Origin of the sequence: Streptomyces amakusaensis (assembly GCF_039532665.1) — a bacterium.
Classification (GTDB): Bacteria; Actinomycetota; Actinomycetes; order Streptomycetales; family Streptomycetaceae; genus Streptomyces; species Streptomyces amakusaensis.
Genome location: NZ_BAAASB010000008.1, coordinates 17,167 through 39,659, shown reverse-complemented (window position 1 = coordinate 39,659; position 22,493 = coordinate 17,167). Strand labels below are relative to the sequence as shown.

The following is a 22,493-nucleotide window of genomic DNA, read 5'->3' as shown; positions in this document are numbered from 1 at the left end:
GGAGCGCCCGGCCGGAGCCGTCGTGGCGCGAGTGCGCACGGCCGCACTCCTTTCCGCCGCTGGGTGTACACGGAAGCCGTTGGGCCCTGTTCCCCTGCTTGGTAACGTCGTTGGCATGGAGTTACGGACTCTTGAATACTTCGTCGCGGTCGCGGAAGAGGGATCCTTCACCAAGGCCGCCGCTCGCTGTCACGTCGTCCAGCCCGCCATCAGCCAGCAGATCCAGGGCCTGGAGAAGGAGCTGGGCGAGCCCCTGTTCGAACGTCTGCACCGGCGGGTCGTCCTCACGCGCGGCGGTATCGCCCTGCTGCCGCACGCCCGTGCCTGTCTGGCCGCCGCGGCGGCGGCCGTGGTGGAGTTCGAGGACCGGTCCGGTCTCCTCGGCGGGTCTCTCACACTCGGCACGGTCGGCGGTCTCGAAGGCACCTGCATCCCCCATCTGCTGGGGGAGTACTACCGCCGCCACCCCGGTGTGGCCGTGGACCTCGTCGGAGCGTCGAGCCCGTCGCTGCTGGCGGGGGTGCGTGACGGAAGCCTGGACGCGGCGGTCATGTCGGCCCCCAGGGAGGACCTGTCCAAGGTCATCGGGACCCGTGTCCTCCTGCGGGACTGGATCGTCGCGGCCGTGCCCGCCGGGAGCCGATCGGCGGACCGGCCGATGACGCTCGACGAGGTGTCCGAGACCCCCATCATCACGTACGGCACCGACAGCGGTGTCCGGGGATTCATCAGCGACGCCTTCGCCGCGGAAGGGCTGCGGTTCGACGTCGCCTACGCGACGAACAATGTGGCGCTCCAGCTCGCGCTGGTCGCGGAGAACGTCGGAATCGCCCTGGCCCCGTACTCCAGCCCGGTGCTGTTGGCCAGTGAGAAGGTCACCGTGATTCCGCTGGCTCCTCCCATATCGTTCCACAAGGTCTTCGTCTGGCGGTTGGAGCGGAATCTGAACGCGCCGCTGAAGGCTTTCCTCGACATGTGGACGGAACTGGCAGCGTGACGGTGCCCGGGCCCGGACCCGCACGGTCCGGACCCGGGCACCGGCACGTCATCGCGCGCGCTGCGGGGACCAGTACCGCCGGACGAGGGGCTTGTCCGGCTTGCCCACGACGGTGCGCGGTACGGATTCCACCTCGCGCACCGCGCCGTGGAGGCCCAGTTCGCGCAGGAGGGCCTCGACCTGGGCGACCGCCGCGCCGGACGCGGAGTCGGGCGCGGCCCGCACGACGACGAGGACGTCCGGTGCGTAGACCTCCGGGTCGGCGGTCAGACTGACGGAGTCGGCTGCCGCCGGGCACCGCTCGGTGATCAGGGCGTCGAGGACGGGGGCGGGGAGGGGGCCGTTCGCGGACTTGATGGCGTCGGTCGTCCGGCCCAGGATGCGGTACGAGCCGTCCGGGGCGCGCTGGGCGATGTCGCCGGTCCAGAACTCCCCGGCCCGGAAGGTGGCGGCGTTGGCCTCGTCGTCGTGGAGATAGCCCTCGCTGGTGCAGTCGGAGGACAGCACCAGGACGCCCAGATCGGGTCCGGAGTCCTCGCCGAGGGGCGCGAGACGGGCCCGTACACCTCTGACCGGGACCATGCCCGCCTCGCTCTGCACGGTGTCGGCCATGTTCCCGAGGCCGAGACCGAACTCGGTCGAGCCGTAGACCTGTCTGATCCGGATGCCCAGGGTCTCCGCTGCGGACCTCATCAGCGCGGGGCTGACATAAGCGCCCCCGCACAGCGGCCGGCGCAGGGCGGGCAGCTCGGTCGGCGCCGAGGCGCCCGCCCTGACCAGGTCCTCGTAGTGGTTGGGGAGCGCGCTCATCATGGTGACGCCGAGCCGCGAGAGCTGTTCGAGCAGCTCGGCGGGGGGCGTCCGGGGATCGGCCAGGATCAGCCGGGCGCCGGCCAGCAGGGCGGCGAAGACATGCAGATCGGTGGCGTGGGCCACGTCCAGGGTGTGACGGCAGAAGACGACGTCGGACTCCCTCATGCCGATGTCGGCCACCCAGCGCAGACGTTCGCGCACGAACGGCCCCTGCTTCCAGGAGACCAGCTTGGGCAGCTTGGTCGAACCGGAGGTCCACAGCCGGCGGAAGACACGGTCCGCGTGGCCCGTCGCCAGCGGCGGTTCGGCAGGAGTCCCGGTGACCGGGAGGGCGGCGAGATCGACGCGCGGCGGGGCCTGCTCCCCGGCCCCGGGGTGCCGGGAGCCGACCCAGAGCACCGGTTCGGTGAGGGTGAGCACACGGGCGACGGCGGCATGGTCGAAATCCGCCAGTACGGGCACGTAATCGGCGCGCAGGGCGGCCACCGCGAGGATGAACGCGACATAGTCGGGGGTGTTGGGCAGCCCGTGGCAGACCACGGTGTCCCCGGGGCGCACCCCCAGGGCCCGCAGCCCCGCGCCCATGCGCTCGGTGCGGTCGATCAGCTGTGCGTAGGTGAGGCCTCGGCCGTCGACGGTTTCCAACGCCGGTGCTTCGGGTCGGCCGGCGGCGATGCCTCGGACGGTCTCGAACAGCATGGGGCGTTCCCTTCCCTCTCTGGTGACCCGGGGTTCGGTGGGTCAGGGCAGCAGCAGATCTCTGGTCGTGGTGGTCATGAGGGTGGCCGCGGCGTCCGCTCCGACGCGCCGCTCCAGCTCTCGCAGCCAGGGGGCGACGGCCTTGGCCGGCCGCGGATGGCCGGTGTGTCCCATGTCCCCGCCGAAGACCAGCAGCGGGAGCGGATATCCGGCGGTCAGCCCGAGGCTGGAGTCCTCGGGAGGGCAGAGCCGGTCGGGAACGATGCCCAGTTCGCAGTGGGCGTCGAGGGCGCGGAGCGCGTCGGCCGTCTCCTCCCGCCAGCGCAGGAAGGCCAGCCTGGGGTGGTTGACCAGCAGCCGCCGTACCCCGCGCCGCCGGGCCTCGGTGAAGATCACCAGCGTCTCGGCGGCACTGAGATGGCCGCTGGCCAGCACCAGGTCATGGGCTGCCACGGCGTCGAGGACGTCGTGCCACTCCGGGCGCAGCCGCCCGCCGTCGGCCACGTCGACGGGGCGCAGCCCGACCTTCCGGAGGTCGGTGAGTTCCGGAGCGGAGGCCACCGCGGCCCGGTGGGTACGGGAGGAGAGGGTGGGCAGCCACACGATCCGGCCGCCGAGCCCCGCGGTGACCTCGACCGCGTCGGGGCTGGCCCCGCCGACACAGCTGTTGAGCACCACCCCGCCGTACACACCCTCCCCGGCCGCCGCGGCCCTTTCGGCCGTGCTGCCCTCGTGGGCCTTGAGGACCACGGTGGTGAATCCCTCGGCCCGCATCGCCGCGACCGTCTCGCGGTCGTCGCCGTGCCGGGGCAGCAGACTGGGGGAGGAGTGCACATGCAGGTCGGTCATTCCGCGCGCCCAGTCGGGCAGCGCCGGTGAGTCGCTCATCCGGTGCCTTCGGTTCTTCCGGCTCTTTCGGTTTTGACGGCTCCGGTCCGGGACGGGCTCCCGGTGCCGGGGCTCCCAGCCTGTCCGACGGGCAGCCACGGCGCGCGCGCCCGTTCGTAGGCGCTGATGCTCGGGCCGAGGCTCAGGGCGAGGTCGAGGAGTTCGAGACCGTTGACCAGCCGGTGATGGGCCGAATCGTCGAGCCGGAACGGCGCGCCGGTCACACCGGCGGCCGGGCAGCCGAGCGTCCGGCCGACGACGTCGATCGTGATCTCGGCGTACGGATCCCGGGTGGTGGCGCGGAGGAGGGAGTCGGCGACGTCCGCGCTCACCTGCGCGGGGACGAGACCGGCGTTGGGCAGATTGTTGCGGAAGATGTCGCCGAACCCGGGGGCGACGACGGCGGTGAACCCGAAGTCGCGCAGCGCCCACGCCGCGTGTTCGCGGGAGGAGCCGCAGCCGAAGTTGGGCCCGGCGACCAGGATGGTGGCCCCTCGGCGCTCGGGCCGGTTGGTGATGAAGGAGGGGTCCTGTCGCCACTGCGAGAAGAGCCCCTCCCCGTAGCCGGTACGGGTGGTCTTCTTGAGCCAGGCGGCCGGGATGATCTGGTCCGTGTCGACATCGGCCCTGGCCAGGGGCAGGCCCCGGCCGGTCAGCGCGGTGAGCGGTTTCATCGAACACTCCTGACGGGGCGGCGGCGGCCGCTCAGACGAGGTCGTCGGCGGCGGCCAGACGCCCGGCCAGGGCGGTGGCCGCCGCGGTCTCGGGCGAGACGAGGTGGGTACGCGCGCCGGGGCCCTGGCGGCCCTCGAAGTTGCGGTTCGAGGTGGAGGCGCAGCGCAGACCGGGCGCGACGGTGTCCCCGTTGATGCCGACGCACATGGAGCACCCCGGCGAGCGCCACTCGAAGCCGGCGGCCGTGAAGACCCGGTCGAGTCCCTCCGCCTCCGCCTGCCGTTTGACCAGCGCGGAGCCCGGCACGACCAGCGCCCGTACCGAGGGGGCGATCCGGCGGCCCCGGAGGACCTCCGCCGCCGCGCGGAGATCCTCCATGCGGCTGTTGGTGCAGGAACCGATGAACACGATGTCGATGGGGATGTCGCGCATGGCCGTGCCCGGTGTCAGCCCCATGTACTCCAGCGCGCGCTCGGCGGCGTTCCGCTCGGCCGGGTCCGCCATGCCCGAGGGGTCGGGCACCGCCGCGTCGACCGAGGTGGTCTGCCCGGGGTTGGTGCCCCAGCTCACCTGCGGGGCGATCGCCGACACATCGACGGTGACCTCCCGGTCGAAGTCGGCGTCCTCGTCGCTCCGCAGCGTCCGCCAGTGGTCCAGGGCCCGCTCCCACAGACGTCCCCGGGGCGAGCGCTCCCGCCCTTCGAGATAGCGGAAGGTGGTGTCGTCCGGCGCGATCAGCCCGCTCCGCGCACCGGCCTCGACCGCCATGTTGCAGACGGTCATCCGGCCCTCCATCGAGAGCGCCCGGATCGCCGCGCCCCGGAACTCGACGAGCGTCCCGACCCCGGCCCGGGTGCCCGCGCGGGCGATGACCGCGAGCACCAGGTCCTTCGCCGTGACTCCCGGGCGGACGGCCCCCTCGACCGTGACCGCCATCGTGCGCGGTCTCGCCGTACGCAGCGTCTGGGTGGCCAGTACATGCTCGACCTCGCTCGTGCCGATGCCGAACGCGATCGCCCCGAACGCCCCGTGCGTCGCCGTGTGGCTGTCGCCGCACACGATGGTCATACCGGGCTGGGTCAGACCCATCTGCGGGCCGATGACATGGACGATCCCCTGCCCCGGGGAGCCGAGGGGATGGAGCTCGATGCCGGCCTCGCGGCAGTTCCCGGCCTGGAGCAGCAACTGCCGGGCCCCGCCCGCGTCGACGGCCGGCGCGCCGCCGCCGTCGATCAGGGTCGGTACCTGGTGGTCGGCGGTGGCCACACAGAGATCGGGACGCCGGACCACGCGTCCGGCGCTCCTCAGCGCCTCGAACGCCTGGGGCGAGCTGACCTCGTGGAGCAGATGCAGATCGATGTAGATCAGATCGGCCTCGCCCGGCTCGACGAGGTGTCGCTCCCAGATTCTGTCGACCAATGTGGTGCGGTTCATGACCGTTCCTCACTCTCCGAGGGGTACGCCCGCGCTCCTGCCGCCGGGGCGGCTCAGGGGGCGACCCAGCCCGCGTAGGTCGCGAAGCGCCAGTCCTTGGCCAGGCAGTCGACCTCCGCGAAACCGGCGTCCCGGAGCCACTCCAGCTGGGTGGCGAGATCGATCGGAATGTCGAACTTCATCCGCTCCCGGCCCGCCTCCCACTCCGCCTCGGGCGTGCCGGAGCGGACCACATGGGCCTCGTGCATCCGGTCGTACATCGCCTCCAGCCACGGCCGCGCGCCCAGCAACTGCTCGACATGGACGAACACCCCGCCCGGGTTGAGGCTCTCCCGGATCCGTCCGAACAGCCGCCGCTTCCCCTCGTGGGGCAGATGATGAATGGCGAGACCGGAGACGATCGCGTCGAACCGCCCCGGCGGCAGCGGGTCCTCCAGATCTCCGACCAGCACCTTGACCCGCTGCTCCGACGCGAACCGCCCGCGCGCCTGGGAGAGCATCAGCTCGGACCGGTCCATCAGCGTCAGCTCGGCGTCGGGGAGCCTCTCCAGCAGCCGGGCGCTGAGCAGCCCGGTGCCCGCCCCCAGATCGAGGATGCGCGGTCGCTCGTCGACCGTCATCACCACGGTCTGGACCGCGCTGTCGTACAGGAGGTCGAAGGACGGGATCAGCTGACGGCGCAGTGAGTCGAAGGTGCTCGGGTCCCACAGGTCGTTTCCCCGAACAGTGAAGTTCTGCGACACGGTGTCTTCCGTTTCTTCGGAGGGTCAGGCGAGATGGGCGCGGTTCAGGGCGGCGAAGGCCGCCCGGAGGGCCGCGGTCTCCGGGTCCGGGGCCATGCCGACGCCCCAGTGCCGGCTGCGGACGGGCTGCTCCCGGTCCTTGAGGGCGATCCAGGCCTCCAGATGGACCACAGCCCGCCCGTCGGGGCGGCCGGGCGTCCGGTCCTGGACGTGGTTCACCACCCGCAGCTGCGCGCCGAGGGCGGACAGCGCGTCGGTGAAGGCGTCGAGCGGGGTGGCTCCCGGGGCCACCAGTTCCGTCTTGTCACCGTGGAGAGTGACGGTGAAGAGATGCGTACCGCCCCGGCCGCCGGCCGGCCCGTGGTGGCGGAGGAGAGCGAGCGGCCCGTCCGGGGCGATGTACGCGTCGTGGAACATCTCCCACAGCCGGCCGGGGGAGACCTCTCCGCCCGCCCGCTCGGTGAACGCCTGCACCAGTCGCGAGAACTCCGTCCGCAGCCCCGGCGGCAGATCCACGGAGTGCTCCGACTTCAGCACATGGGCCGTGCCGCCCTTCCCCGACTGGGAGTTGACCCGGACCACCGCCCGGTAGTCCCGTCCCACGTCCTTGGGGTCGATCGGCAGATACGGCACCTGCCAGGGAGTCTCCGCCGCCGTCCCGTCCCGGGGCGGCACGGCGGCGGCGGCCTGGGCCGCCAGCCCCTTGCTGATGGCGTCCTGGTGGCCTCCCGAGAAGGCCGTGAACACCAGCTCACCTGCGTAGGGATGACGCTCGTGCACCGGCAGCCCGGTGCACTGCTCCATCGTGCGGCGGATGCCGTCGATGTCGGAGAAGTCGAGCTGGGGGTCGACACCCCGGCTGAAAAGATTCATGCCCAGGGTCACCAGGCACACATTGCCGGTGCGCTCCCCGTTCCCGAAGAGACACCCCTCGACACGGTCCGCCCCGGCCAGCTGCCCGAGTTCGGCCGCCGCCACCGCCGTACCCCGGTCGTTGTGGGGATGCAGGGAGAGGATCACCGAGTCCCGCCGCTCCAGATGACGGCTCATCCACTCGACCGAGTCCGCGTACACATTCGGCGTGGCCATCTCCACCGTGGCCGGCAGGCACACCGTGGCCGGGCGCTCGGGAGTGGGCTGCCAGATGTCCATCACCTCGTTGCACACCTCCGCGGCGAACCCCAGCTCGGTGCCGGTGTACGACTCCGGCGAGTACTGGAGGCGGAGATCGGCCGAGGACCGCTCGGCGTGCGCCGCGACCCGGCGCGCCGCCGAGGTCGCCAGGGCCTTGACGCCCGCACGGTCCTGCCGGAACACCACCCGCCGTTGCAGCGAGGAGGTGGGGTTGTAGATGTGGACCGTCGCCTTCGGCGCGCCGGCGACGGCCGCGAAGGTGAGGTCGATCAGCTCCGGACGGCAGGGGGACAGCACCTGGATGCGTACGTCCTCGGGCACCGCACCCTCGTCGATGATCGACCGGATGAACGCGAGATCGGTCCGGCTGGCCGCGGGGAACCCGACCTCGATCTCCTTGAAGCCCATGCGCACCAGCAGCTCGAAGACACGTCTCTTGCGGGCGGGCGACATGGGATCGGCGAGTGCCTGGTTCCCGTCGCGCAGATCCACGGCGCACCACAGGGGAGCGCTGGTGGCGACGGCTTCGGGCCAGGTCCGGTCGGGCAGTGAGATCGGCTCGACCTCGTCGAAGTAGGGCCGGTACCGGTGAGCGGGCATCCCGCTGGCGCGCTGGGTGTTCCAGCCGGCCGGCGGCCGGGCCAGGGCGGTGACCGGGGAAGGAGGAGGAAGGGGAAGAGAGACGACCTGCCGAGGTTTCATGGAAGCTCCTTGTCGTGCTGACGGGCGCTCCGGCTGAGCTGTCGGGAGAAAACGGCATGGCGAATTTCCCGACAGCGAAAGGGAATGAGGGGCTGGGGCTTGTCCGCGTTGCTGCCCCGGTCGACCGAGACCGCCCTTGTAGGGCTTGCCGACAAGTCTCCCGCCCCGGCGGCCGTCGGACCAATACAGAGAGCTGCTGGCACCGATCACGGAGACTGATGTGTGGGACCGGCCCGGCGGCGGCCCCGAGGACACGGCCCGCGAGGGCGGGTGCGGTCAGTCGGTGACGAGGTCGTCCGGGGCGGAGCGGGCGAGTTCGGCGAGTGTGGCGAGGGCGCGGGAGAGCACATCGGCCCGGGGCGAGGCCAGCCCGATCCGGATCGCGTTGGGGGCGCGGTGGCGGCCGACGGTGAAGGCGGCGGCCGGGGCGACGCCGATGCCGTGGCGGGCGGCGGCGGCGACGAAGGTGTCGGCGCGCCAGGGGCGGGGCAGCTCCCACCAGCAGTGGAAGGAGCGCGGGTCGCCGTGTATGGCGAACTCGCCCAGCAGCTCGGCGGCGATGCCCTGGCGGACGGTGGCCTCCCGCTGCTTGGCGCGTACCAGCGTGCGTACGACACCGTCGCGCTGCCACCGTGTGGCGGCCTCCAGGGCGAAGCGCATCGGCGCGCAGCCGCCCGAGCGCAGTGACGCGGCGACGGGTCCGGCGACGGCGGCGGGGGTCACCGCGAACCCGAGCGTCAGCCCGGGGGCGATGCGCTTGGACAGGCTGTCGACCAGGACGGTCCGCTCGGGGGCGAACGCCGCGAGCGGCGGGATCTCGTCGCGGAGGAAGGCCCAGACGGTGTCCTCGACGGCGTGGATCCCCAGCCGCCGCAGCACCTCGGCCAGCGCCCGCACACGCTCTTCCGGCATGGTGAGCGACAGCGGATTGTGCAGGGTCGGCTGGACGTAGACGGCGCGCAGCGGGCCGCTTCGATGAGCCTCCTCGACGGCTTCGGGGACCAGCCCCGACCCGTCCACGGCCAGGGGTACGAGGACGACCCCGAGCCGGGCGGCGATGGCCTTGACCGCGGGGTACGTCAGCTCCTCGACGCCCAGCCGGGTGCCGGGCGGCACGAGTGCGGCGACGGCCGCCGCGATGGCCTGCCGTCCGTTCCCGGCGAGCAGCACCCGGGCCGGGTCCGGCCGCCAGCCGCCGCGCGCGAGCAGATCGGCCGAGGCCTCGCGGGCGGCGGCGACGCCGGCCGGGCCGATCGGCGTCAGCGCGGACTCCAGGGTGTCGGGGTGCAGCAGTTCGCCCAGTCCGGCGGTCAGCAGCCCGGTCTGTTCGGGCACCACGGGGTAGTTGAGCTCCAGGTCGATCCGGCTGTCCGCCGGTTCGGTGAGGACGGCGGCGGTGGGGCGGGAGGCGGCGCGTACGAAGGTGCCGCGGCCGACTTCGCCGACCGTGAGCCCGCGCCGGGCCAGCTCCTGGTAGACGCGGGTCGCGGTGGAGTTGGCGATGGAGTGCCGCCGGGCGAACTCCCGCTGCGGGGGCAGCCGGTCGCCCGGCGCCAGCCGTCCCGTACGGATCTCCTCGGCCACCGCGTCGGCGACGCTCCGGTAGTCCCTCATCGCGCTCCTCCCATTCCCGTCCCGGAATCTAAGCATGATATTGCACCGAGGGCAATAGCCGATATTGATCTGAGGCAATGAACTGATTTACACTCCGAACCGCTCCGGACTCGGCTCTCTTCGGCCGTGACCGGCACGCCCGGCCGTTGAGGAAAGGACCGGTTGGATGGCTATGACCACATCAGTGCGATGGGCTCGGGGCATTCTTTCAATGCCTCGGTGCAATTGCTGCGACGGCCGCTCTGTGCGGGACATGTATCTGCTCTTCCGGCTGCGGCCGAACACCACGCCGGGAACCACCGGGCCGCTTCCCGGAGGCCTCCGTGGTTGAGCCGAGCGCCGTCCTCGGCGTGGTGACCGTGGCCCTGGGGATGGTGCTCACCCCCGGACCGAACATGATCTACCTCGTCTCCCGCTCCATCACCCAGGGCCGGCGGGCCGGCGTCATCTCGCTCGGCGGGGTCGCCGTCGGGTTCATGGTCTATCTGCTGACCACGAACCTGGGCCTGTCGGTGCTCTTCGTCGCCGTGCCCGAGCTGTACACCGTCCTCAAGCTGGCCGGTGCCGCCTATCTCGCGTATCTGGCCTGGAACGCGCTGAAACCCGGGGCAGCGTCCGTCTTCGCCCCCCAGGACATTCCGCACGACTCCCCGCGCAGACTCTTCACGATGGGGCTGATGACCAATCTGCTCAATCCGAAGATCGCCGTCATGTACATCTCGCTCATACCGCAGTTCGTCGATCTGGAGGCCGGGAGCGTACTCCTCCAGGGCTTTCTGCTCGGCGGGAGTCAGATCGTGGTGGCCGTCTCCGTCAATCTCTCCATCGTTCTCGCGGCCGGCTCCATCTCCGTCTTCCTCGCCCGCCGCCCCGGCTGGCTCAAGGCGCAGCGCTGTCTGATGGGCGCGGTACTGGGGGCCCTGGCCGTCTCGCTGGCCTTCGACACCTCGGTCCCCGCCCCGGTGGGCTGACCGCCCCGGAGCGGTCCCTCAGGAGTTCCCGGGCGCGGTGAGCAGCGCGACCACGGCCGGTACCGACACGGCCAGCAGCGTCAGCGGCAGCCAGGCCACCGGCCACATGTCGCTGTCCTCCGGCATGTGGGTGAGGAAGGAGACGAGCATCAGGGCCGACACCGGGGTCCCGACGGCGAGCCCGGTCCAGAGTGCCGTCACCCCCAGACGGCTCAACAGACAGGAGAGCGCGAGCATCACCAGGGCCAGCGAGAGAAAGCCGAGCACGCTGACCGGCGTGGTCCCGTCGATCCCGCCGGGCTCCGCGGCGCGGTTGCGCAGGTCCCAGGGGATGCACAGCGCGTACGCACCGGCGCTCGCCGCCGAGGCGGCCAGTCCGGTGAGGGTGCGGCGGCCGGCGGCCGGACGGGCGAGGGAGGGGTTCCTGGGCATGGGCGTGTGTCCTGTTCCGGTCGTGGACGAGCCCGCCCCTCCCGGCGGCCCGCGAACGGGTCTCCGGAAGGGGCGGGCGGAGGCCGACATCCTCTCAGGAACCCGGAAACCCCCAGAGCGTCCCAGCTCCCGGGGCGGTGGGGGTCAGCCGGTGAAGGTGAAGTAGGTCCACGCCCCGTGCGTGGTCGTGTTGAGCGAATCGCCGGACTCGTCCTTGAGGTACGAGGAGCGCACCCGCATCCGGTCACCGGCCTTGTGGGGGCCCTCCAGCGTCACCTTGGAGACCCCGGCGGTGTCCAGCAGGAAGTCCTCGGCGCTCAGGTCCAGCCACTTGCCCTTGCGGTTCAGCTCCAGCGAGAGCCGCTGGGCACGGTCCTTGTGCGCCGTCATCGCCGTGGTGAACAGCGGGTCCTTGGAGCGCTTGAAGTAGTGGTACGTGACTCCGTCCAGCTTCCCCGTCCGGTCGTGGCCGCTCGTGGCGGTGGCCACCTTGACCTGGGTGCCCACGCCGGTCCCGGCCGTCCTCGGCGCGCTGCGCGAGTCCCCGTCGTACACCGCGGTGACGACGGTGTCCCGGGTCAGCCGGGTCGTGGCCGACAGCTCTCCGTCGGCGTTCACCCTGCCCGAGACGAGCAGCTTGCGGGGCCGGTCGGGGCCGGCGGGGTCCGCGTACAGCTTCAGCGTGCGGTTCTTGTGCGTGCGCCCCAGCCGGGCGGTGAACTCCACCGTGCTTCCGTACGCGTAGACCTTCTTGCTCTGGGTCACCGACAGGCCCGGGGTCCAGCGCGACACCTCCACGGTGTCCGACGCCGACGCCGCGTGGTGCGCCGGGCCGCCCGCGTAGCTCACGCGGTAGGTCACCGGGCCGCCCGACTTCGGGGTGTCCCGGAAGGAGAACGAACCGTTCGCGCCCACCTTGGCGTTGCCGACGGGGACGCCCTTGGGGGACTCGGCGTCGGTACGGGTCACGGAGACCTCGGCGCCCGCCGGGAGCGGCACGCCCGCGGTGAGGGTGCCGGTGACGGTGAGTTCGGTGGCACGGCTCGCCTTCGCGGGGGCGTCGACGGTCAGCTCCGGGAACGACAGGGCCAGATCGGCCAGCACCCGCAGGTTGTGCTGTCCGGTGCTGTTGTCCCGGCTCACCGCGAAGAGCCGGCCGCCGCCCGGCTCCCAGGCCAGCGCGCCGGTGCCCAGGGTGTCCGGCGGCGAGCCCGCTTCCCGGCCGGGAAGGTCGTACCGCCGGACCGGCTCGGCCCGGCCGGCCCGGAAGACATGGATGTCCGGGCCCTCCGGCGACTCGGTGCCCGCCGCCACGATGCCGTCGGCCCGGACGGCGACCGCGTTGGCGGGGCCCGAGGTCGAGTGGGCCCCCGTCCGCACCAGGTCCGAGGCGCGCCGGATCTGATGGCCGCCGGTCCGCTGGGCGGTGATCAGCTCGGAGCCGTCGGGGGTGAAGGCCATCTCGGTGAGCGCGCCCGGAGCGGGCTGGGCCGCGACACTCCGCACGCCCCCGTCGGACACGTCGAACACCTTGAGCGCCTCGCCGGACGACGAGTTCGGCGACGTCCCCGCGACGGCCAGCTTCCCCGTCCCGGGAGAGGCGGCGAGTTCCGGATCGGTGTAGCTGGTTCTGGGATCGAGGTCGTAGGCGGTGCCGGCCTGGGGCCCGGACAGCTTCAGATAGCCGAAGTTGCCCCCGCCGTGACGGTGCTTGTAGCCGAACCAGATCTTGCCGTCCGCGTAGGCGAGGCTCCCGGGAGTGCGGTCGTACAGATAGTGCATGTCCTTTCGGGCACCCGTCCCGGCCTCGATGGAGACGATGGAGTTCTCCCCGGCCGCGGAGGCGAAGACGAGCCGGGAGTCGTCGGAGATGGCGAGATCCTGGACATCCCGCACTCCGCGGACCGTGTTCACCACGGTGCCGGAGAAGTCGGTGACGGTGACGGTGCCGTCGCCGGGAGAGGCGATGAAGATCCGTTTGTGCACGTCGCTCACGAGGACGTCGCTCACGGACGAGATCGGCAGAACGGCGAGCGGATCGGCCGAGGCGGAGGCCGAGGCCGTGCCCGCCGTGCCCGCGACGAGCGCGGCCGAGCTGAAGAGAACGGCGAGAGCCGTCGCGGTGGAGATGGTGCGCCTGCGCACGGTGATGTACCCCCCGGTTGGAATCGCGTGGGACGGACCAGGAGGGCCGCGTGCCGCCCGCGACGGCGCGTTCGAGCGCCGCGCGGGCCATCCCCGGGCCATGCCCCTGACACATCACACAGTAATATTCCACTGGCACAAGGCAGTTGTGCAGGCCCGTGATGGGGGCCCCGGGGGAGTGCCGACACCATCGGCGGGCGTCTCGCTGGACAGCCACCGGGGTACGTAGCGCGCGAAGTGGCGGATGTGGCTGTCCTCGTCCTCCGTGAGCGGAGCGAGCAGCCGCAGCCGGGCACGCGGGTCGTGCTCCATCGCCAGAGCCAGCGCGGCCCGTCTGATGTGCCGGGCGTGCCCCGGAGCGAGGAGGCCCGCGAGATAGTGCTCGCAGAGCGCCTCGGCCCGCCGGATGAAGTGCCCGGCCGCCTGGCGCACGACCGCCGGGTACGGATCACTCAGAAAGCCGCCCACGGCGGAGGCCTCTCCGAGCCGGAGCAGCCCGCCCAGGGCCAGGGTCCTGACCCTGCCCTCGTGCTCCCGCCCGGTGAGCCGCCGCAGCAGCTCGGCGTCCTCGGAGACCGCATGGCGGATCAGCCCCGCCAGCGCGGCCGGCGGCACCGGGCCGTGGCCGGAACAGAGCCCCCGCAGCAGGGCGAGCGGATCCCGGCCCGCCGCCGACAGCTCGCGGTACGCCGTCCGCTGGACCACCGGCGCGGGGTCCATGAGGTGCGCCCGGACCTCCGACCCCCGCCCGGTGTCGCGCAGCGCGCCGACCGCGGCGGCGCGCACCCCCGGGAAAGGAGCGGCCAGCAGGGCGTCCAGCAGCTCGGGCCGTCCCTCGCGGGCGGCCAGGACGACCGCGTCGGCGCAGCTCTCGCGGACCGGCCGGTCCCGGCTCGTGGAGGCGATCTCGGTGACCTCGGTGATCTCGTCGAGGGAGAGCAGGCCGTCCCGGAGCGCGGTCCGCAGCACGAGGGAGCGGATCGCCCGCTCGGGGTGGTCCACGATCAGCGAGACCGTCTGGGCCGGGGACGGCAGCCGGTGCCGGAGCGCGTGATCCAGCGCCGTCCGGCGGATCGTGGGGTGCGAGTCGTTCATCGCGATACCGAGCACCCGCTCCGGGGGCAGCAGCCGGGCCGCGAGCGCGTGACCGACGGCGGCCCGGCGCAGACCGTCGGCCGTGTCCTCGCACGCCCGCACCGCGACCTCGTCGCCCGCGCCCGCGCCGAGGTCGGCGCGGAGCCGCTCCCACGCCCAGCCGCCGTGCCGGCGCGTGGTCAGCAGCAGGGCGAGGGGAAGCAGTTCCCGCAGGACGGCCGCCGGGAGAGCGCTCAGCTCCCCGTCCAGCAGGGTGCGTGCCGCGCCGCGTACGGCGGCGTTGTTGTCCGCGGTCCGGATGAGCAGCAGGGGGAGTACTTCGAGCCGTCCGGCGGCCTGTTCGACGGCTCGCTCCCGCACCAGGGCGTCGCGGTGGGCCAGCCCGACGGCCAGTTCATGAGAGGCGGGCGGAGAGTGCGGCCAGGACACCTCGCCGTCGCTCCGCCGGGACGGAGCGGTGCTCCAGTCCCAGGTCTCCGTACCGTCGAACCAACGCGTACGCACCCGTTCCCTCAGCGAACCGTACCGGTCCCGGCCGGGCTCCTCGGGTGTGTACAGCGCGATCGTCCCGTCGAGCTGCTCCCACATCGTCACGTCCGTCATGTCGAGCGGCTCCGCCGAGGGCCTCCGGTGCAGAGGGCACTGGTGCGGTTCGGGGAGGGGCGAGACGGGAGGCGAGTGGGGCGGCAGCCATTTCATGACGGCACTGTAGGACAGGGCAACGGCCCCCACCTGCGAATATTCTCCCCGCGCCCGGCCCGTGGGCGGTCCGTCCGAAGATCGCGGGACCCGGGTCGCGAGGGGGCGGCTGTGCGAAAATGACCGTTCGGGGACACGGGTTCGGGAGACTGTCATCTTTGGTGCGGCTGGGGCTTCGACGCCCCGGGGGGAGGGGAGCGCGGAATGAGTCGTCGCTCCAGTGGACTGGCCGGGGCGTGGGCGGAGGCCCAGCGGCGGCAGCAGCGCGAACGGGAGGCCGGATTCCGGGAAGCGGAACGGGCGCGGCTGGACCGGGAACGGCAACAGCGGGCGTACCAGCGGGACATGGCGCGGCGGGATCGCGAGCAGCGGGCCGCGTACAAGCAGCGCCGCGAGGCGGACGCCCGGGCGCGCACGGACGAACTGGCGGCGAGGGTCGCGGCGCTGACCGGGCTGCTGGCCGCCGGCTGCCGGGGACCGGCCTTCCGCCCCGCGCTGCTGACCCGCCCGACGGACATCGAGCCCTTCGCCCCCGGCGGGCTGGCCCGCCCCGTGCCGATGCCCGACCCGGGCGCCTACCGGGCCCAGGCCGGCTGGGGCCGGCGGGCGCGCGAGGCCGAGCAGGAGGCGCGGGAGCACTACCAGCGCGATCTGTTCGCGGCACGGGCCGCAGAGGCCCAGCGGCTGCGCCAGCTGGGCGACTACCAGCGGCAGTACGACGCGTGGGCGGCGGCCCGGCTGGCCGAGATCCGGCGGCACAACGACGGGATCGCCGAGATGACGGAGGTGCTGCGGACCGGCGACCCGGAGACGGTCGTCGAGTACTTCTCCGCCGCGCTGTACGCCTCGGCCGCCTGGCCCGAGGGGCTCCCGCGCCATGTGGAGGCGGCCTTCGACGCCCCGGCCCGGCAGCTGGTGCTCAACTGGGAGCTGCCCGGGTTCGACGTCATACCCGAGGCCAGGTCGGTGCGGTACGTGGCCTCCTCCGACGAGGAGAAGGAGAGCCCGAGACCGATCACCCAGCGCCGGGCGCTCTACCGGGACACCGTGGCGCAGTGTGTGCTGTTGGTCCTGAGGGAACTCTTCGCGGCGGACGGATTCGGCCTGCTGGACTCGGTGACGGTGAACGGATTCGTCGACGACGTCGATCCGGCGACCGGCCGCCGCACCCATGTCGTCCTCTGCGCCGTGACGGTCGCCCGCGCCGACTTCGCCCGGCTGAATCTGGCGCAGGTGGGCGCGGTGGAGTGCCTGGAGGGGATGAGCGGCCGGCTCTCCGCCAAGCCCGATCTGCGGGCGGCCGTACGGCCGGGGCGGCTCCCGGAGGACGTCGGCGTCGGGGTCGTCTCGCACGGCGGGGAGGACGAACCGGATCTGCTGGAGATGGATCCGATCGCGTTCGAGGGGCTGGTCGCCCAGCTCTTCCGCGCCCGGGGCATGGAGGCGGTGACCACCCGGCGCTCCAACGACGGCGGGGTCGACGTGGAGGCCTTCGACCCCGACCCGATCAGCGGCGGCCGGATCATCGTGCAGGTCAAGCGGTACCGCAACACCGTTCCCCCGAGCGCGGTACGCGATCTGTACGGCACGGTCCAGGGCTCGGGCGCGAACAAGGGCGTCCTGGTCACCACCTCCGGCTTCGGACCGGGCTCGTACACCTTCGCCAACGGCAAGCCGATGACGCTGATCTCCGGCCCCGAGCTGGTGGAGCTGCTGGGCCGGCACGGCCTCCCCGGCCGCCTCGGACCGGCGGGCGCGCCCGCGCCGGCCTCGGCCGCCTCGGCGCGCGCCGCCTCCGGGGCCTCCGCTCCCGCTCCGGACGGCGGGGCGGCCGACGACGCCAATGTGCTGGGGATGTTCTGGTCGGGCGCGGTGGCGCTGGACGTGTGCGCGCTGGTCTGCCGGGGCGGCCGGGTCCTCGGCGACGACCACTTCGTCTTCTTCAACAACCCCCGGACCCCGGACGGATCGGTCTCCGCCGTGCCCGGCTCGGCGACGGGCGACCGGGCGGCGATCCGGGTCCGCTTCGACGCCCTGCCCACGGCCGCCGACCGGCTGGTGATCGCGGCGGCCGTGGACCCCCTGGTCAACCCGGACGCCGATCTGTCCGGCTTCACCCGGGCCGGAATCGTGCTGCGCGACGCCTCGGGGGCCGAGCTGGACCGGCTCGCCGTCTCGGACGGCCAGCCCGGGGAGACCGCCCTGGTCCTCGGATCCTTCCGCCGCCGGGCGGGCGGCGACTGGGACTTCGTGATGGGCGGCAAGGGGTATCCGGGCGGCCTGGAGGCCCTGGTCGTCGAGTACGGCATCGAGGTCGCCTGACCCGTCCGCACCCGTCCGCCGCCCCGCCAGCTACATGTTGATCATGTGGCCGGCCAGGCCGTGGATCGCCTCCTTGACGGCCTCGCCGAGCGTCGGGTGCGCATGGACGTTACGGGCCAGCTCGGTGACGGTCAGATCCCACTGCTGGGCGAGCGTCAGCTCCGGCAGCAGCTCCGTGACCTCGGGGCCGATCAGATGCGCGCCCAGCAGCTCCCCGTGGCGCGCGTCGCTGATCACCTTGGCGAAGCCGGCGGTGTCCCCCAGGCCGTGCGCCTTGCCGTTGGCCATGAACGGGAACTTCGCGACCCGGACGTCGAAGCCCCGGGCCCGCGCCTGTGCCTCCGTCCAGCCGAAGCTGGCGATCTGCGGCTGGCTGTAGGTCGCCCGGGGGATCATCACATAATCCAGCTCCTGCGTCTCCGCGCCCGCGATGGTCTCGGCCGCGACGATCGCCATGGCCTCCGCCGCGTGGGCGAGCATCAGCTTGGCCGTGACATCGCCGATGGCGAAGATGTGCGGCACCGAGGTACGGCAGCGGGCGTCGACCTCGACCGCGCCCCGCTCGGTCAGCCGCACCCCGGTGTTCTCCAGGCCGAAGCCGTCGACCCGCGGCCGGAAGCCCATGGCCTGGAGCACCCGGTCCGCCTCGAGCACCCGCTGCTGATCCCCGGTGGAGACGGTCACCCGGACCGTGTCGCCGGACTCGTCGATGCCGACCACCCGCGTCGAGGTGAGCACCTCGATTCCCAGCCGCCGGTACCGCTTGGCGAGTTCGGCCGAGACCTCCTCGTCCTCCAGCGGAGCCATCCGGTCCTGGAATTCGACCATGGTGACCTTGACGCCGTAATTGTGCAGCACATAGGCGAATTCGATACCGATGGCACCGGCCCCCGCGATGACGATGCTCTCCGGCAGCCGCTCGGCGAGGATCTGCTGCTCGTACGTCACCACCCGGTCGCTCAAGGACGTCCCGGGCAGCAGTCGGGGGCTCGCACCGGTCGCGAGGACACAGTGACCGAAGGTCAGATCCCGTACGGTGCCGTCGCCGCCGGTGACCCGCAGGGCATTCGGGCCCGTGAATGATCCGCGCCCCTCGAACTGCGTGATCGCGTTCTTCTTCATCAAGTAGTGGACGCCCTTGACCCGGCCCTCCGCCACGCGCCGGCTGCGCCGGAACGCGGATCCGTAGTCGAAGGAGAGAGTGCCGTCGACCGTGATCCCGAAGGTCTCGGCCTCGTGCGTCAGCGTGTGGGCGAGTTCCGCGTTCCGCAGCAGCGCCTTCGAGGGAATGCATCCGACATTGAGGCAGACGCCGCCCCAGTAACGCTCCTCGACGATGGCGACGCTGAGCCCGAGCTGGGCACTGCGAATGGCCGCGACATACCCCCCGGGGCCGGCGCCGAGAACCACTACATCGAAGTGCGTTAACAAAATCGCTCCTTGGAGACGTGGACAGCTGCGACAGGGGCGCGGCGCGAGAACCGGCACCGTCGGGTACGCCCTTGATCAACGGCGACCGACGACTGAATCGTCACCGCGCGACAGCCCCGGCGCAACGTGATGACGGCCACAGGGGCGCCCCCGCCCGGGTGTTGCGCGACCGGGGGAACCGTCTCGTACGGCGTCACGTCGAAGCGCGGAAGATCCGGGAAGACCCGGTCCGTGTGACGTCTACCGAGAGGCCGAAACAATGAACGGTGCTGTCCGCATGGGGCGGAACAGGTATGTGAGAGCGCTCCTGGTGACGGCCCTCGCCGTCGCCGCCGCAGGGTGCACCAAGGAGTCGTCCTCGCCCGACGGGGGCGGGGCGGCGGCGGCCTCCTGCGCGTATGTGATGCGCTTCGCCGACCGCACGTACCAGCACCAGGACAAGGTGAAATTCGAGGTCGGCGAGAAGGTGGGCACGGCCCACTCGATCCCCTGCAACGACACCGGTCAGGACAGTCCGCAGGATCCTGTGACCAAGTCGGTCGCGTACGCCGTCGAAGGACTCGACCCCGATGTCGCCGTCGCGATCGGGGACTCCCCGCAGGACGCGGACTTCTTCTCCCTCGGCATGGGCAGGGAAATGCCCGCCGAGGTGGAGAAGTTCATCGCCCGCCGCTGAGGTCCGCCGCCCGGCCGGTCCGCGCACCGGCCGGGCCGCGCGGCGGGCGGACTCCTCCGGCGTACGGACGCAGGACCATGAGCGAGTCCTCCAGGGACGCCACCATGGCGAAGGGGAAGCGGTCGAGCTCCAGGCAGAGCGCGACATCATCCGGATGGGATCCCTGACGCACCCCTTCCGCCAGCTCGGCGGCGGCGCGCGACCCGGCGGCGCGGCCGAGGTACCCGGCGGCGTCCGTCCCGGCCCCGGCGGCCCTGCGGGCGATGTACTGGGCGCAGGCCAGATCCTCGTCGGCCCGCCCGTCCTCGCCGGTGACCACGAAGGTGACGCCGTCGCTCGCGCGCGTCCGCAGGAGCCGGGCCGTCGCCTCCGCCACCACGAAGGCGGCGCACAGCACCAGTGACGCGTCCTTGACCGCGAGAGCGCCGACCGTCCCCGCCGTGGTCTTCTGTACGACGGTCCGCCCGGCGAGGTCGGCGGAGCGCAGCAGGGCCGGCGAGTTGACCAGGTCGAACCCGGGCGCGGGCGGCCCGTCCTTGAGAGCCACCCGGTCCGGGTGGCCGGCCTTGAGGGCCAGCGCCTCGTCCAGCGACCCGGCGAGAACGATTTTCTCCGCCCCCCGGGCGAAGGCCCAGGCGGCCACGGTGAAAGCACGCATGACGTCGACCACGACGGCCACGGACGGGGTTTCGGCCACTTCGGCGGTGCCGATGAAACGGGTATCCATCCGGAGATGATCGCTTCCGCCCGCCCCGAAGCGGCCGGGGAGTGCCCCACCTCACATCGCCGGTCCCGGATCGGCAGCCCCGAACCGCCGGTACGGGAGATGACGGCCGGCCGCCCCTCCCGGCAGCATGGTGACCCCGCCGCCGACCGGGGCGGCGGGAAACGACCGCTGGAGGCACCCATGGCCGTGAACCGTACGGGGACGGGCCGGGCCGAGGGCCACCGCGCGCTGGTGCTCCGCCCTTCGCCCGCCGCTCCCCGGGCCGCCGTTCTGCTGCTGCACGGAGGCCGCGCGGACGCCCTGGAGGCTCCCCCCGCGCTGGATCCGCCCGCCGTACGGATGAGGCCCTTCGCCTCGGGCATCGTCCGCGCGGCCCCGCCCGGCCTGCTGGCGGTCGGCCGGGTGCGCTACCGCCACCGGGGGTGGAACGGCCCCCGCGAGGACGCGGTGCACGACGCGCGGGAGGCCCTCCGGGCGCTGCTCCACGAGACCGGGGCCGGGCCCGTGCCGGTGGTCCTGGTGGGCCACTCCATGGGCGGGCGGGCCGCCCTGAGGCTGGCGGCGGATCCCGGGGTGCGCGGCGTCGTGGCCCTCGCGCCCTGGTGCCCCCCGGGCGAGACCGTCGCCCGGCTGCGCGACCGCCGGGTGATCGCCCTCCACGACCCGGCCGACCGGGTCACCGCCGCCGACGACACCTGGGCGTATCTGGCCCGCGCGGCCGAGGAGGGCGCCCACACCCTGGGAATCCGGATGCCCAGAGGCGGCCACACGATGCTGCGCGACGCCCGGTCCTGGCACCGGATCACCGTCTCCCTCACCCTCGGTCTGCTCGGCCTGGCTCCGCTCCCGGTCCCCCTCACGGCCCCCGGCGGCCCCCCGGCCGCACCGCTGCCGGCCCGCCGGGTCCTCGACCGGATCGACGGCGTCGCCCGCTGACTTCTCACCGGCGGGACGTGCCCGCCGTCTCCTTGATGAAGAAGCCGGCGAACGCGCCCAGCACCAGCAGGATCGGCATCATCAGCAGCGCGTGACCGTAGTCGGCGAGCTGGGGACCGTCCGGCAGGATCTTGCCGGGGACGGCCTGCAGAACGCCGCCGACGATGAAGCAGACGCCGTTGACGATGGCGGCCGAGCTGCCCACCAGCGCCCCGGGGACGGACTCCCCGGCCACCGTGAAGCCCAGCATGTGCGCCCCGGCGAAGAGACCGACGGCGAACATGGTGACCACCGAGACGCTGTTGGTCTCCTTCGGCAGATAGATCAGCAGACTGATGGCGACGGCCTGGAGAAGCACCCCCACGACGGCCGGGATCCGGCGGTTGTTCCAGTGGTCGGAGAGGAGATTGAACAGCGGCGCGCCGATCGCGAGCCCCAGCCACGAGACGGCGGTCAGCACGGCGGCGAGGGAGCTCTCGGCCCCCCGGGCCTCCATCACCCGGGGCCCCCACAGCACGCCCATGGCGAGCATCGACCCGAAGGACACCCCGGCCAGCAGGGCGGAGAGGACCACATTGCGGTTGCGGAAGCACGCGCCGAGATCACGGAAGACGCTGGGGAGCAGCGGCGGCTTCACGGTGTCCGCGGCCCGCGCCGACAGCTCGGGACCCGGGGTGGGGTTCCGTACCAGCAGGGCGAACAGCACGATCAGCACGACCCCCGCCGCGCCGAAGCCGTTCAGCAGCTGCTGCCAGGTGACGAGTTCCAGCTGCCAGGAGATCGCGGGCTGGCCGAAGGCGGAGCCGAGCGAGGCCAGCGACTGCACCAGGCCGAACATCAGGCCGTAACGGGCGGCGGGGAACCACTGGCCGCCGATGTATCCGGCCCCGACGAAACCGAACGAGGAGCCGACGGCGAGCACGATCTGGGCGGCCACCAGGGTGCCCATGCTGTCCGTCTGCGCGTACAGGAACGCGCCCGCGGTGACGAACGCGACGGCGACCGTCAGCAGCGGGCGGGAGCCGAACCGGTCCAGCAGCGCGCCGGAGAAGAACTGGCAGAGCGCGAACGCCCAGGTGTAGATCGACCCGGCCAGACCGATCTGGGCGACCGTGAGGGACGCCGTGTCCTGGATCTCGGGGGAGACGACCGCGTAACCGGTCTGGATGGCGAACAGCCAGACGACGAAGATCGTGCACAGTGCCCAGACGATCCAGGCCTCGACCCCGCCGATCGTCCGGTGCGGCCCGTGCAGGAAACGGGCCCCGGGATGCTTCTTGTACTCGGTCCCGCCGCCGCTCGCGGCAGCCGTGGTGTTCGCCATGAAGGTCTCTCCTGTCGGCTCGGGCCCGGGCTGACG

General features: G+C 72.4%; 18 protein-coding genes. 5 read left to right on the top strand and 13 right to left on the bottom strand.

Going from position 1 to position 22,493, the window contains the following annotated elements; all coding sequences use genetic code 11:
- Nucleotides 1–115 precede the first annotated feature (115 nt).
- Nucleotides 116–997, top strand: a complete 882-nt coding sequence (locus ABD371_RS15975; protein ID WP_344477303.1) for a LysR family transcriptional regulator — start codon at nt 116–118, stop codon at nt 995–997.
- A gap of 48 nt (nt 998–1,045) precedes the next feature.
- Here ABD371_RS15975 and ABD371_RS15970 read toward each other — a convergent pair whose 3' ends face one another.
- From ABD371_RS15970 to ABD371_RS15940, 7 genes are all read right to left on the bottom strand, one after another.
- Complete coding sequence (locus tag ABD371_RS15970; protein WP_344477300.1) at nt 1,046–2,509, bottom strand: class I adenylate-forming enzyme family protein; 1,464 nt, start codon at nt 2,507–2,509, stop codon at nt 1,046–1,048.
- Nucleotides 2,510–2,551: 42 nt separating this feature from the next.
- Nucleotides 2,552–3,397: a DUF6282 family protein gene (locus tag ABD371_RS15965; protein ID WP_344477298.1), complete on the bottom strand. Its 846-nt coding sequence runs from the start codon at nt 3,395–3,397 to the stop codon at nt 2,552–2,554.
- Nucleotides 3,394–4,071 carry a 3-isopropylmalate dehydratase small subunit gene (gene leuD, locus ABD371_RS15960; protein ID WP_344477295.1) on the bottom strand — a complete coding sequence of 226 codons (678 nt, stop codon included), beginning with the start codon at nt 4,069–4,071 and terminating at the stop codon, nt 3,394–3,396. Before leuD ends, ABD371_RS15965 begins: the two co-directional genes overlap by 4 nt.
- A gap of 31 nt (nt 4,072–4,102) precedes the next feature.
- Nucleotides 4,103–5,506, bottom strand: coding sequence for a 3-isopropylmalate dehydratase large subunit (gene leuC, locus ABD371_RS15955; protein WP_344477293.1), 1,404 nt, complete (start codon nt 5,504–5,506; stop codon nt 4,103–4,105).
- Nucleotides 5,507–5,559: 53 nt separating this feature from the next.
- A complete protein-coding gene (locus ABD371_RS15950) occupies nt 5,560–6,249 on the bottom strand; it encodes a class I SAM-dependent methyltransferase (protein WP_344477291.1) in 690 nt (229 codons plus the stop codon).
- 24 nt (nt 6,250–6,273) lie between these two features.
- Nucleotides 6,274–8,085 (bottom strand): 2-isopropylmalate synthase, encoded by a 1,812-nt coding sequence (leuA, locus tag ABD371_RS15945; RefSeq protein ID WP_344477289.1) that lies wholly within the window; start codon nt 8,083–8,085, stop codon nt 6,274–6,276.
- A 276-nt stretch (nt 8,086–8,361) separates the two neighbouring features.
- Complete coding sequence (locus ABD371_RS15940) at nt 8,362–9,699, bottom strand: aminotransferase-like domain-containing protein (protein ID WP_344477287.1); 1,338 nt, start codon at nt 9,697–9,699, stop codon at nt 8,362–8,364.
- A 323-nt stretch (nt 9,700–10,022) separates the two neighbouring features.
- Here ABD371_RS15940 and ABD371_RS15935 point away from each other — a divergent pair, with 323 nt between their 5' ends.
- Nucleotides 10,023–10,670: a LysE family translocator gene (locus tag ABD371_RS15935; RefSeq protein WP_344477285.1), complete on the top strand. Its 648-nt coding sequence runs from the start codon at nt 10,023–10,025 to the stop codon at nt 10,668–10,670.
- An 18-nt stretch (nt 10,671–10,688) separates the two neighbouring features.
- Here ABD371_RS15935 and ABD371_RS15930 read toward each other — a convergent pair whose 3' ends face one another.
- From ABD371_RS15930 to ABD371_RS15920, 3 genes are all read right to left on the bottom strand, one after another.
- The gene (locus ABD371_RS15930) at nt 10,689–11,102 is read right to left on the bottom strand and encodes a hypothetical protein (protein ID WP_344477283.1); all 414 of its coding nucleotides are present in this window, start codon (nt 11,100–11,102) and stop codon (nt 10,689–10,691) included.
- Nucleotides 11,103–11,246: 144 nt separating this feature from the next.
- Nucleotides 11,247–13,247 (bottom strand): Ig-like domain repeat protein, encoded by a 2,001-nt coding sequence (locus tag ABD371_RS15925; protein WP_344477281.1) that lies wholly within the window; start codon nt 13,245–13,247, stop codon nt 11,247–11,249.
- A gap of 114 nt (nt 13,248–13,361) precedes the next feature.
- Nucleotides 13,362–14,945 (bottom strand): hypothetical protein, encoded by a 1,584-nt coding sequence (locus tag ABD371_RS15920; protein ID WP_344477279.1) that lies wholly within the window; start codon nt 14,943–14,945, stop codon nt 13,362–13,364.
- A gap of 300 nt (nt 14,946–15,245) precedes the next feature.
- Here ABD371_RS15920 and ABD371_RS15915 point away from each other — a divergent pair, with 300 nt between their 5' ends.
- Complete coding sequence (locus ABD371_RS15915; RefSeq protein WP_344477277.1) at nt 15,246–17,363, top strand: restriction endonuclease; 2,118 nt, start codon at nt 15,246–15,248, stop codon at nt 17,361–17,363.
- Nucleotides 17,364–17,393: 30 nt separating this feature from the next.
- Here the strand turns inward: ABD371_RS15915 and lpdA are convergent, their stop codons facing one another.
- Nucleotides 17,394–18,794: a dihydrolipoyl dehydrogenase gene (lpdA, locus tag ABD371_RS15910; RefSeq protein ID WP_344477275.1), complete on the bottom strand. Its 1,401-nt coding sequence runs from the start codon at nt 18,792–18,794 to the stop codon at nt 17,394–17,396.
- Nucleotides 18,795–19,071: 277 nt separating this feature from the next.
- On the opposite strand from lpdA, the gene ABD371_RS15905 reads away from it, so the two are divergent.
- Nucleotides 19,072–19,470 (top strand): DUF6281 family protein, encoded by a 399-nt coding sequence (locus tag ABD371_RS15905; RefSeq protein ID WP_344477273.1) that lies wholly within the window; start codon nt 19,072–19,074, stop codon nt 19,468–19,470.
- Here the strand turns inward: ABD371_RS15905 and ABD371_RS15900 are convergent.
- On the bottom strand, nt 19,454–20,197 hold the full coding sequence (locus ABD371_RS15900; RefSeq protein ID WP_344477271.1) for a 2-phosphosulfolactate phosphatase: 744 nt from the start codon (nt 20,195–20,197) through the stop codon (nt 19,454–19,456). The two genes, ABD371_RS15905 and ABD371_RS15900, sit on opposite strands and share 17 nt — an antisense overlap.
- Before the next feature lie 6 nt (nt 20,198–20,203).
- Here ABD371_RS15900 and ABD371_RS15895 point away from each other — a divergent pair, with 6 nt between their 5' ends.
- The gene (locus ABD371_RS15895; protein ID WP_344477269.1) at nt 20,204–21,133 is read left to right on the top strand and encodes an alpha/beta hydrolase; all 930 of its coding nucleotides are present in this window, start codon (nt 20,204–20,206) and stop codon (nt 21,131–21,133) included.
- A gap of 4 nt (nt 21,134–21,137) precedes the next feature.
- On the opposite strand, the gene ABD371_RS15890 is transcribed toward ABD371_RS15895, so the two are convergent.
- Complete coding sequence (locus tag ABD371_RS15890) at nt 21,138–22,457, bottom strand: MFS transporter (RefSeq protein WP_344477268.1); 1,320 nt, start codon at nt 22,455–22,457, stop codon at nt 21,138–21,140.
- Nucleotides 22,458–22,493: the final 36 nt, after the last annotated feature.